At 35.3% G+C, this 11,108-nt stretch carries 11 protein-coding genes (1 of these 11 running past the window's edge); 4 read left to right on the top strand and 7 right to left on the bottom strand.

From position 1 onward, the window contains the following. The 4 genes from IPI15_RS02165 to IPI15_RS02150 form a co-directional block, all read left to right on the top strand. Positions 1-296, top strand: the end of a protein-coding gene (locus IPI15_RS02165) for a TerC family protein (protein ID WP_287402974.1). 403 nt of this gene lie to the left of the window's left edge; the window shows 296 of its 699 coding nt (coding positions 404-699); the start codon falls outside the window, past its left edge; its stop codon occupies positions 294-296. A gap of 186 nt (positions 297-482) precedes the next feature. Further along, positions 483-1,178 carry an SDR family NAD(P)-dependent oxidoreductase gene (locus IPI15_RS02160; protein WP_287419055.1) on the top strand — a complete coding sequence of 232 codons (696 nt, stop codon included), beginning with the start codon at positions 483-485 and terminating at the stop codon, positions 1,176-1,178. Between the two features lie 135 nt (positions 1,179-1,313). Beyond that, entirely contained in the window at positions 1,314-2,738 is a 1,425-nt protein-coding gene (locus tag IPI15_RS02155; RefSeq protein ID WP_287419054.1) for an SDR family oxidoreductase, read from the top strand. Between the two features lie 63 nt (positions 2,739-2,801). Continuing rightward, positions 2,802-3,464 carry an NAD(P)H-binding protein gene (locus tag IPI15_RS02150; protein WP_287419052.1) on the top strand — a complete coding sequence of 221 codons (663 nt, stop codon included), beginning with the start codon at positions 2,802-2,804 and terminating at the stop codon, positions 3,462-3,464. A 39-nt stretch (positions 3,465-3,503) separates the two neighbouring features. Here IPI15_RS02150 and IPI15_RS02145 read toward each other — a convergent pair whose 3' ends face one another. The 7 genes from IPI15_RS02145 to IPI15_RS02115 form a co-directional block, all read right to left on the bottom strand. Then, on the bottom strand, positions 3,504-5,051 hold the full coding sequence (locus tag IPI15_RS02145) for a S10 family peptidase (protein WP_287419050.1): 1,548 nt from the start codon (positions 5,049-5,051) through the stop codon (positions 3,504-3,506). Between the two features lie 194 nt (positions 5,052-5,245). Beyond that, the gene (locus IPI15_RS02140; protein WP_287419048.1) at positions 5,246-5,845 is read right to left on the bottom strand and encodes a formyltransferase family protein; all 600 of its coding nucleotides are present in this window, start codon (positions 5,843-5,845) and stop codon (positions 5,246-5,248) included. Next, positions 5,842-6,798 (bottom strand): type IX secretion system protein PorD, encoded by a 957-nt coding sequence (gene porD, locus IPI15_RS02135; protein WP_287419046.1) that lies wholly within the window; start codon positions 6,796-6,798, stop codon positions 5,842-5,844. The genes IPI15_RS02140 and porD overlap by 4 nt, the downstream gene beginning before the upstream one ends. Then, entirely contained in the window at positions 6,776-7,972 is a 1,197-nt protein-coding gene (coaBC, locus tag IPI15_RS02130) for a bifunctional phosphopantothenoylcysteine decarboxylase/phosphopantothenate--cysteine ligase CoaBC (RefSeq protein ID WP_287419045.1), read from the bottom strand. The genes porD and coaBC overlap by 23 nt, the downstream gene beginning before the upstream one ends. 53 nt (positions 7,973-8,025) lie before the next feature. Then, positions 8,026-8,358 carry a DNA-directed RNA polymerase subunit omega gene (locus tag IPI15_RS02125; RefSeq protein WP_287402960.1) on the bottom strand — a complete coding sequence of 111 codons (333 nt, stop codon included), beginning with the start codon at positions 8,356-8,358 and terminating at the stop codon, positions 8,026-8,028. Further along, a complete protein-coding gene (locus tag IPI15_RS02120; protein WP_287419043.1) occupies positions 8,321-9,163 on the bottom strand; it encodes an outer membrane protein assembly factor BamD in 843 nt (280 codons plus the stop codon). Before IPI15_RS02120 ends, IPI15_RS02125 begins: the two co-directional genes overlap by 38 nt. Positions 9,164-9,334: 171 nt before the next feature. Next, on the bottom strand, positions 9,335-10,774 hold the full coding sequence (locus IPI15_RS02115) for a hypothetical protein (RefSeq protein ID WP_287419042.1): 1,440 nt from the start codon (positions 10,772-10,774) through the stop codon (positions 9,335-9,337). Between the last annotated feature and the right edge of the window lie 334 nt (positions 10,775-11,108).

Below are 11,108 nucleotides of genomic sequence, written 5' to 3'. Positions count from 1 at the left end.
CAGTAGATTCAATCATAACTGCAGTGGGCATGGTTCAAGAACTATGGGTAATGTACACTGCCGTAATAGTAACTGTGATAATTATGCTTATAGCTTCTAAACCTATAAGTGATTTCATACATAAGCATCCATCCTTTAAAATACTGGCATTATGCTTTCTTATGATGATCGGCGTTTCTTTAATTGCTGAAGGATTTGAATTCGAGATTCCAAAAGGATATATCTACTTTTCTATGGCATTTGCTTTTATTGTTGATATCATTCAAATGAAAACCACTAAACCACATAAATCCTAAACGACTACTAGTCAAAGAATTTTTTTAAAGACAAAATATCACTAGATAACAAGAGAGAAAGTAACTTGTAAATCATCTCTTGCTTGCCTCGTATAAAGATGGTGATATCGATTATACTTTATTACAAGTGATTTGCAACAAAATAGAAGCTTGGTTATTTGTATTATTATAAAAATAATACACTAAATGGCAAACTATTTAATCATTGGAGCCTCTTCAGGCATTGGTAAAACACTTTCAAATCAACTAGCTGAAGCTGGTCATCTTGTATTTGGAACTTTCAACCAAAATAAAATGACTCCTGACCACCCGAATATTAAGTACTTCAATTACAATGCGTTAGAGGAAGATCTATCACTGGAGTCATTACCAGATGCATTGACTGGTATCATTTACTGCCCGGGCAGTATCAACTTAAGACCATTTGAAAGAATCAAACCTGCTGATTTTGTGAATGACTTTAACTTACAGGTAGTAGGAGCAATTAAAACTATCCAGGCTGTAATACCTAAATTAAAAAACAGTGAAAACGCCGCTATCATCTTGTTTTCCACTGTTGCAGTTCAAACAGGATTGCCATTTCATTCTCAAGTTTCTGCCTCTAAAGGTGCAATCGAAGGCCTGACAAAAGCTTTAGCTGCTGAATATGCGCCAAAGATCAGGGTGAATTGTATCGCACCATCACTAACTGATACTCCATTGGCCGCTTCATTATTAAATAGTGATCAAAAAAGGGAAGCGAATGCCTTGCGACATCCTTTAAAAAGAATTGGTACAACACAAGATATTGCTAACATGGCAGAGTTTTTGTTATCTAATAAAGCAAGCTGGATCACAGGTCAGATCATGCATGTAGATGGTGGAATCTCTAGTTTAAAATGATAAATGGTAGATGATAAATGGAGAATGGTAAATTATAAATTATAAATGGTGAAGGATAAATGGCGAATTATGAATGAAAGGATTTATTGAGAATGAAAAAGGTATATTTCATTCGATTATTATGAAAAAATATATATGAAAATATTATTAACAGGGGTTACGGGATACATTGCACAAAGACTTTTGCCGGTGTTATTGGAAAATGGACACGAGGTAATATGCTGTGTCAGAGACAAGAACAGGTTCAATAACAAGTTTGATATTCTTTCAAATGTCAAAGTAATTGAAGCAGATTTTTTAAAAAAGGAGACTTTACTGAATATTCCTAATGATATTGATGTAGCTTTTTATCTCATACATTCTATGTCAACTCAAATCGGGGATTTTGAGAATATGGAAGAGATATGTGCTACAAATTTTAAGAATTGCATAGAAAAGACAAATGCAAAACAGGTTATTTACTTAAGTGGAATAAGCAATGCGGAGGATTTGTCAAAACATCTCTCCTCGCGAAAGAATGTTGAAAGTATATTATCCGGTTCAAATTTTGCACTTACCACCCTTAAAGCTGGCATAATAGTTGGCTCGGGCAGCGCATCATTTGAAATCATTCGGGATCTGGTAGAAAAGCTACCAATTATGATCACGCCTCGCTGGTTAAAGACAAAATGCCAGCCAATCGCTATACGCAATGTGGTAGAATTTCTTATCGGTGTGATAGGACGACAAGACACTTATAATCAAAGTTACGATATCGGTGGGCCTGACATCTTGACTTATAAAGAAATGCTGATGCGATTCGCAAAAGTTCGTAAATTGAAGAGGCGGATCTTTATCGTACCGATTATGACACCAAAATTATCCTCCTACTGGTTATACTTCGTTACCTCAACTTCCTATGCTCTCGCTCAGAATCTGGTCAACAGCATGAAGATAGAAGTAATTTGTAAGCCAAACAACTTGGCAGATTTGCTTGGCATCACTTATATAGATTACGATTCTTCGATAAGATTAGCATTTGATAAAATCTCCCAAAATCAAGTTTTGTCAAGTTGGAAAGATGCCCAAACAAGTGATATATTTAGTACAGGTTTTACTAAGTTCATCGAAGTGCCTGTAAATGGGTGCTATAAAGATATCCGAACTGTTCAAATTGAAAACATCGAATTGTCTACTGATAAAATTTGGTCAATAGGTGGAAAGACAGGATGGTATTATGGAAATTGGATGTGGAAAATCCGAGGCTTTATGGATCAGATTGCAGGCGGAGTAGGCATGAGAAGGGGGAGAAAAAGCGATACTGAAATAGTTTCTGGAGACACACTTGATTTTTGGCGCGTGCTTATTGCAGATAAAAAAGAAAAACGACTATTGTTGTATGCAGAAATGAAGCTGCCGGGGGAAGCCTGGTTGGAATTTAAAATCGACAATAACAATATACTTAAACAGACAGCCACGTTCAGGCCTCTTGGTTTACTTGGAAGATTATACTGGTATACAGTCCTACCATTTCATGGATTTATTTTTAAAGGGATGATCAATAAGATAGCAGAGAGTTAACCTGAGAAAAATAAATTCTTACTAGTTTTTAATCTAAAATTAAATTATAAATTTATTTCAAAAATGAAAAAAGCAATCTTGTTTGGAGCAACTGGCTTTATAGGATCACATTTACTTCTTGAACTTTTAAACAATGAATCTTATGAAAAGGTAACCATTGTCGTTCGGAAGGACATAAATATCAAACATACCAAATTAAATACGCTAATTGGTGACTTTAAAACCTTGCCATTGTTAAAAGAACATATAAAAGCAGATGACGTATTTATAGCGCTGGGTACAACTAAAAAACAAACTCCTGACTTGATCGAATACTATAAAATAGACCATGATTACCCTGTGCTCGCAGCCAAGATGGCAAAAGAAAATGGCGCAAAATCTGTATTCGTAGTGACTGCCATAGGCGCCAATCCTAATTCAAGTATCTTCTACACTAAGACAAAAGGTGAGACTGAAAGAGATATTATTGCTTTAGATTATGAACATACGAATATCTTCCAACCATCAATGATCTTAGGAAGCAGGAAAGCACACCGACCAATGGAAAAGATATTTATAAGCATATTCTCCATCATTAATCCTATCTTAATTGGCAACCTTAGCAAATATAAAGGTATGGATGGAAAAGATATCGCTAAAGCAATAAACAAGGCATCCAAAAATCAAAAGGAAAAAGTAAAAATATATCGTTGGAACCAAATGGCCAACTTGCTAGGCAACATTTAATAGAATATTCTTTTCCTGCTGTTATATACTTTCTTATTATTATTTTCCTTTTGGGACTGCATCATATCTAGCCGGTTGATTAGGTCCGGGGATGGCATCAAGTATAAATTTGCGAAGATGGTCATTTGAGGTTTTCAAATCCTCTTTGCGCAAATACATCATGTGCCCGCTGCGATAACCTTCCCAAGAGATGCGATCTTTCAACTTACCGTTTGGATCTAATTGCCACATATTATATTTTGCATTGAAATAATCACATGCCCCATCATAATAACCTGACTGGACCATCACATGGAGAAATGGATTCTGTGCCATTGCAGCCCGAAGATTTCTACCCGTATTATTTCCATCATTATTCCATGGATGTACTGGACCAAACATATTATAATCCAGACTTGTCTTATATCCCAATTCGTCTCTCAAATACAGATTTATCGCCGGTGTAAAAGAATGCAGCCAATTAGTGAGTTCTGCATTGTATTCAGGACTACTTCCGGCATCTCTACTATCAATTCCTAAGTACCGGGAATCGAGTCGGCCTATTGTGTAACCGCGACTGCGTAATAATTCTTTCCAGAAAAAATTAACATTGATGATACCATTGTTCTCCGCTATCTGCTTTTCTGCAATACCACTATATTTACTGACTTTACTGATGATATTTTTTAACCGTACAGGATCGATAGAACTCCCAAGTGTTAATGCAGGAATATATTCATCGATCGTAAATTTTTCAACTTCAGGAAGGACATCCAATAAATCTTTTTGTTGAAATTCCGGACTCAAAGCCTTATGGAACCATGCTGTAGCTGCATAATAAGGCAACATCATCGCATCGTCTACAGGGCCATCTCTTTTTATGCCAAGATCAGTTGGAGAAACCAAAATAACTCCATTCAAATACATCCAATGGTTACCTTGTAGCTCCAAAGCAAGTCCAGAGACTCTTGTGGTGCCATAGCTCTCACCTATTAAATATTTTGGAGAGGCCCATCTTTGATATTTATTGACAAAGGTATTGATCCAATTAGCAAGGTAACGCACATCAGCGTTTACCCCAAAAAACTTATCCTTTGGATAATCCTTAGCTAATGGTCTGGAAAAACCTGTATTGACAGGATCCACATAAACGATATCTGCTACATCAAGAATTGAATTAGGATTATCTTTTAATCCATATGGCTGAACAGGGTAACCTTCATCATCGACATTTAGCAACCTGGGTCCGGTATATCCAAGCATCATCCAAACTGAAGGCGTTCCGGGACCACCATTGAAAGAAAAAACCAGCGGTCTCCCTGATTTGTCTGCAATATCATTGCGCTCAAAATATGTATAAAACACACCAGCTATGACCTTTCCATCATCATCCCACACCGGTAAGACTGAAGCTGTTGTGGTGTATGATATTTTCTTTCCATTGATCATGGCTTCTTGCCTTTTTTCTACTTTATAATCATAGTCAAGACTCCTATCGAGCTTATTTACCTTCTCCTCTTTTGGTTTTTTATCTTCTGCTTTGTCTTGTGCCTGTAATTGGAATGATAATAAAAAAGCTGACAATATGAATGCATATATACGTACCATAGTATTATTGAATATAAAGTTATACTTCAAATGTATAAAAATAAAATTCAAAATATGATTTTAATAGACGAAGACTATAAATCGTCTTTATAAAAGGAAACAAGAAGCACCACTTTTTAAATAAACCAATAAAATAAGTTGGAGTTGGGTATATAAAGAGAGCAATCTAAGAGGGCATTTTTCTCAAGGAATTTCTAAAATAAACTTTCAGGATTCATGAAATACTTTTCAATTATTGGAGCATAATATAAATGTTCTAAAGCCAAGACCTTTTTTTGGATAGAAACGGGGTCTTCATTCGCGTTTATTGAAACAGGATATTGAAAGAGAATCTTGCCTTTATCATATTCTGCATCAATCAAATGAATAGTGATCCCTGAACAAAGCTTTCCACTGGCACTGACTGCTTCGTGGACGAAGTGACCATACATTCCATGTCCACCAAAATCAGGCAATAGCGCAGGATGGATATTTAGGATTTTCCCACTAAAACGTTGTACAAGATATTTGGGTATCAGCGCTAAGAATCCAGCGAGAAGAATACCATCGACATGATAATAATTGAGCATAGACAAAGTAGCTTTCGCATCATTCATCTTGGTTTTATTCCAATATATGGTGGGGACATTAAAAGCTAAACCGTGTTGGATGACTCCTGCAGACTTATTATTATAGAGGATCAAAGCAATCTCTATAGTACTATGTTGCTCGAAATATTCTAATATTTTTAACGCATTACTTCCACCTCCGGAAGCAAAAATGGCAAGTTTAATCTTAGGTGTCTCTGAGATCATCTCAAGTCAACGTAATTTTGAAGACCTGCAGGATCGATTTTAGTTAGGATCTTATAAATTTCTTGTTTTTCAGCTTTGTCAGCAGGCTTAAAAATTTCCACAAGTTCCTTTCCCTTAATGTTACCCATTAGATTCACTACAAGAGAATTGACGTATGAATCATATGAACTCTCTATCTGTTTCATAGCATTGATCATATTTTTTCTTGCATTGACAATATCAGTGGATGAAAGATCTAATCCTTGTCTGTGATATTCATAGAATCCTGTTCTAAAATCATTAAGTTTGGGGCTCAGGAGGTTTTCAATAAAAGAGGAACGTACCTTATTCAAACCTACTTTAGAAACTGACCAACCAAATTCATCACCGTTTGCAATATTGTTGGGAAGTGAGGTCATAATAGTCTGGGCAAGAGAGTACATTTCACTTCCACTATGATCAGCAAAAGAATCTTTATCTAACCCAAGTATTATATAAGAATAATAACCCATTACTGAAGATAATGCATCATTGTAAGAGTTTGAATTGAATATAAATGCAAATCCTGGTTCATAAGTAAAGGCCACTTTTTCGTCTACATATTGAAAAATTACAGATTCGTAAGAAGTGCCATATACTGGGCGGGTAGCAAGGATGGATATACTAAACAAGAAATCTCTTTCAGAAAACTCCTTTACCAAATTGAATTGTACATTGACATTAACTTTTTCTTCCTCTTTAACTTCAAGATCTGTCCATCTCTGGTTGTTTAAAAATTCATTAACTGATTTCTCAAATGATTTAAAAACAGCAGGATCGGCCATTTGAAGTGTAGGAGTATTGACAGAAACATTGTATTTTATTTCTTGTGCAGATCCAATGTGGAAGAAACAAGCAGTGAAAACGAAAGTATAGAGTATGTATTTAATATTCATGTCTGATAAACGTAGTTTAAATGTGTTTGATTGTTTCATCAATAATGATCTTTGCAATTTCTGACTTTGGAAGTAATTGCGTTGCAAGTATAATGCCTTCAGAACTTATGATCGTTACTTTATTAGTCGAAGTCCCAATTCCTGCACCTTTATCATTCATTGAATTGAGTATTATAAGGTCAAAATTCTTCTTGATGCGCTTTTTTTCTGCATATTCTAGTTCATTCTCAGTCTCTAAAGCAAATCCGACCAACACTTGTCCGGGCTGCTTAATAGCACCAAGAGAAGCTGCAATATCAGTCGTTTTAACTAATTTAAGACTAATCTCGTCATCAGACTTTTTAATTTTTTGCGATTCTTCAGTTATAGGCCTATAATCCGCTACTGCAGCTGCCATGATGGCAATATCCGCATTTTGAAAATGAACTGCACACGCTTTCATCATATCGTCAGCACTAATTATGTTGGTCACAGATAAGTTAGGGTGCGTAAAAATCTTTTCAGTTACCGGTCCTAAAACCAATTCTACAGATGCACCACGTTCTAAGCATTCTCGAACTAAAGCAAGTCCCATCTTACCTGTAGAGGAATTTCCTATGAATCTTACAGGATCCAATTTTTCATGAGTCGGACCAGCTGTAATTAAGATCTTTTTACCGGAAAGATCCAAGTTTTTATTGAAATGAGCGATTACAAAATCTAAAATATGAGCAGGTTCTGCCATACGACCAAATCCAACCAATCCTGATGCTAGTTCACCATGTTCAACCGGGACCAGAACGTTACCGAATGAAATTAGTTTTTCAACATTTGATTTGGTAGAAGGGTGTATCCACATGTCAAGATCCATGGCAGGAGCAAATAGCACAGTGCATTTAGCCGACAAATAAACTGCATCCAACATGGTATCGCACAAACCATTAGCGAAATGTGCAATTGTATTGGCAGTGATGGGTGCAATGACTAAAACATCGGCCCACAAACCTAGTTCTACATGACCAGACCAATTACTACCGTCATGAACTGAAGTAACTACTTCATATCCAGATAATGTGGATAAGGTAAGTGGTGAAATAAAATCTCCTGCAGAAGTAGTCATGATGACTTTAACTTCAGCACCTGATTTGACAAATAATCTGCAAAGTTCAGCAGATTTGTAAGCTGCTATACTGCCACAGATGCCAAGAATAATTTTCTTTCCCTGAAGATTCATATGATCAGTTAATAATATTATGCTAAAAATAGCATAATTCTTCTCACAGAAGACTAGTCCAGATCAATTTCCTTATATCTGTAAGATAATTCATTATTAATGAACTCTTCAGTTGCAATGATTGCAGGATTGGGGAGTTTCTCATAAAACTTAGAGATTTCAATCTGCTCTTTGTTCTCTTGTATTTCTTCAATAGTATCTGAAGAAACTGTAAATTCTTCAAGCTTACTGTTTAATTCTCTCTTTATACCAAGTTGCAATTGCTTAGCACGTCCAGCTATAATGGCTATAGACTCATAAATATTACCAGTTACGCCAGCCATAGTTTTAATATCTCTAGCTCTGCTGTTAGGATCTATCCCTTGTACTTTTGTCTTTATATCCATCTTTTTCTAAATTTTTAATGATTTGTTTAGTGGACTTTAAAATACCGTCAACTTCACGGCGGTCCTTAGTTTTTGAAAATTTGTTCAAATAAAGCTCTGCAGCTATAAGGGTGGTTTCGTAACGTTCCAGTTTTTTCGAATACACACTATTTTCAGCCAGTGTATAATTTGATTTAACTATGAAATACCTAATCTTTTCAGCATTCTGAGAATCAGGAAAGTCTTTCAACATATTATTCAATGTAATAGTTGCAGACTGATATTCTTTAAGGTTGAAATAAAGCATAGCCTCATCAAAGGCCTTAGTTTCCAACTTTAGTCTTAATTCATCGATCAACTTGTTGGCTTCAGGAATCCTGGTGCTTTTGGTGTATGCGTTGATGAAATTCTGCAATTCATCGATTGCTTTTATTGTATAGCCTTGTTCTAACTTATAATCCGGACTCTGCAGGTAATTGGAATAAGCAGACATATAAGCAGCTTCTTCCCTAAGAGGACTAGTGATGTAGGTATTAGCAAAATTTTGAAAATAACTAGCCGATAAAATATAATTATGCAGGTAATAGTGCGTATATGCGTACTTTACATAAAGATCTTCGGCTTCTTTCTTTCCTCTATATCTTCCTAGTATTTGCTCAAATAGTGTCTGAGCCTTCAGATAATCCTTCTTGTTATAATATTCTAGGGACTTTTTATAAACAAGTTCAGTATCTCCGCTGGCACGTAAGCGCTCATACTCTGATTTACAAGAACTTAGGCTAAAAACCGACATTAATAATAAGAAAATAAGATTCCTTTTTTTCATAAGTGCGCAAAGATAAGGTAAGTATTTGTCTTGAACACTATATTAACGAAAAATAAGAGAAAATGTGATAGTAGGATATTAGTATTAGAGTAGAATAGTATTAGAGAGTATTAGAGTATGAGAGTGCAATAGGATGATTGCAGGGATAAGGCTTGTCCTTGTGATTGAAGGTTAAATATTCTTTTTCTTTTTTTGAATCTTTTCAAACTTCCTGACATTGACCCCAAAGTAGATCGAACCCGATTCAAGTTTATCGCGCTTAAAAAAGGATCTGATATCATCGGTGCCAAAAGTAAGAAAGTCAAGGTTGATGCCGGCTCCCAATTTAAAACCGGTGAATTGATTGTAAGAAAAAGGTACCATTATGTTGACCTTATCCAACTTTAATTCAGGCACAAATCCAAACTGGATGGCATCCGGACTAATTCTTGACAATGGTACTCCAAAAAAAACATGCAGACCTGCATAAGTACTGATATCAGCATTCAATAAAACATTCAATTCCGCGGGAATAAAAATGGTCTTACCCAGACTTTGAGAATATCTGTTCAAAGGTTTTGTATTCAAGATTACATGCACACTATCCACAAACTGATCCAGTGACTTTGTACTGTCGATCTGACTGAAATTAATTCCTGTATCCTCGTTGATCTCTAGCGCACCATAGCGAAGACTTGAATTGAATTTAATAAATCCAAGATTTTTGATAGATATTCCACCGCTGAAATGTGTGATCAGCTTACTTGAAGTTTTCTGCGCATAGTATATACCTAAGTCCGTCCCTACGCCATTTCCTTTGATGATGGAAGATCTGATATCAGCATCACTACCATGTGTATAGCTGTATTTTAATAATAAGTTGGAAACAATCACATCTTCATCCTTACCAAAAGTATATTTATCTATAGGCTCTGCATTCTCAAGGGCCATGTATGTTAATCCACCTAAATATTTAGTATTGATCCCGACACTTAATTTGCCTTTTTCATTGATGTTGAATACTTTGGCACCATATAAACCAGCATAAAAATATCCATAGCCGAGTACATTCCATAAGGGTATTTCTATCGTATTTCCTTCCCTGTAATTTCTATAAGCAGCGTAGGTCGTTTGCTGCGGAAAGTCATTCACCCCTCCATGAAACTCCATACCTGAAATTACTCCGGCTGAAAAGCCATTTTTAAAAACTTTGATATATCCTGGACCACCATAGGAGATCTGTGTCGAAAAGAATATTTTGTTAGAATTGGATGGATTCAATTTCAATTCATAACCGACTACATCTCTTTCAAGACCAATAGCCGGATTGCTCCCATCTTTTTTTAACTGCAATTCCGGAACTGTTATTGAAGAAATATTAAAAGGAAGGCTGATAAATCTTTGATCCTTGAAATACCCAAAGTTGTTGGCATAATCCATCAAGATAGTTCCTACCTGAATGGAAGATTTCATTTTATCCTCAAACTGGAATGCCGGATTGATCAGAATGGTTTTTACAGCATCATGACCATTGAGTGCAAACCAAGGTATAGATTGCCCTAAAAGAACTGAATTGTAAATTACTGAAGCAAGAAGCACAATAAATAATCGAAAACCACACTGGATTTGCATCAAAAATATTTAAATTAATATAAAAACTTCGTAAGTGTGATGCATTTTATATTAGTCGTATTTTTTACTCTGCCAAAGGTAACAATATTCTCAATTAATTTAATTACATAAGTGTATACATTAACATTATTTTCTATTTGACAATTCTCTTAAACAAAAAGAATGAAATGAAAAAATACAATTCACTGCTTGTGAAAGCTTTATCCATAAAAACTCTAATTTGTATAAAAAACAAAAAAGGCATATCTTTCCACTTAAATTATTTAAAAAATACAAAGGACCAAAAGCAAGTTGAATACCATTAGACTATTTCTCACTAAAGTTTTTTTTTATA

Origin of the sequence: Candidatus Brachybacter algidus (assembly GCF_016707225.1) — a bacterium.
GTDB classification, from domain to species: domain Bacteria; phylum Bacteroidota; class Bacteroidia; order Chitinophagales; family Saprospiraceae; genus Parvibacillus; species Parvibacillus algidus.
This window is presented reverse-complemented; position numbering and strand designations above follow the sequence as displayed.

What these genes read in the sequence shown, in the direction of transcription:
- IPI15_RS02160 (WP_287419055.1), top strand. Translation starts at nt 483, where the DNA reads ATGGCAAACTATTTAATCATTGGAGCCTCTTCAGGCATTGGTAAAACA.
- IPI15_RS02155 (WP_287419054.1), top strand. Translation starts at nt 1,314, where the DNA reads ATGAAAATATTATTAACAGGGGTTACGGGATACATTGCACAAAGACTT.
- IPI15_RS02150 (WP_287419052.1), top strand. Translation starts at nt 2,802, where the DNA reads ATGAAAAAAGCAATCTTGTTTGGAGCAACTGGCTTTATAGGATCACAT.
- IPI15_RS02145 (WP_287419050.1), bottom strand. Translation starts at nt 5,051, where the DNA reads ATGGTACGTATATATGCATTCATATTGTCAGCTTTTTTATTATCATTC.
- IPI15_RS02140 (WP_287419048.1), bottom strand. Translation starts at nt 5,845, where the DNA reads ATGATCTCAGAGACACCTAAGATTAAACTTGCCATTTTTGCTTCCGGA.
- porD (WP_287419046.1), bottom strand. Translation starts at nt 6,798, where the DNA reads ATGAAACAATCAAACACATTTAAACTACGTTTATCAGACATGAATATT.
- coaBC (WP_287419045.1), bottom strand. Translation starts at nt 7,972, where the DNA reads ATGAATCTTCAGGGAAAGAAAATTATTCTTGGCATCTGTGGCAGTATA.
- IPI15_RS02125 (WP_287402960.1), bottom strand. Translation starts at nt 8,358, where the DNA reads ATGGATATAAAGACAAAAGTACAAGGGATAGATCCTAACAGCAGAGCT.
- IPI15_RS02120 (WP_287419043.1), bottom strand. Translation starts at nt 9,163, where the DNA reads ATGAAAAAAAGGAATCTTATTTTCTTATTATTAATGTCGGTTTTTAGC.
- IPI15_RS02115 (WP_287419042.1), bottom strand. Translation starts at nt 10,774, where the DNA reads ATGCAAATCCAGTGTGGTTTTCGATTATTTATTGTGCTTCTTGCTTCA.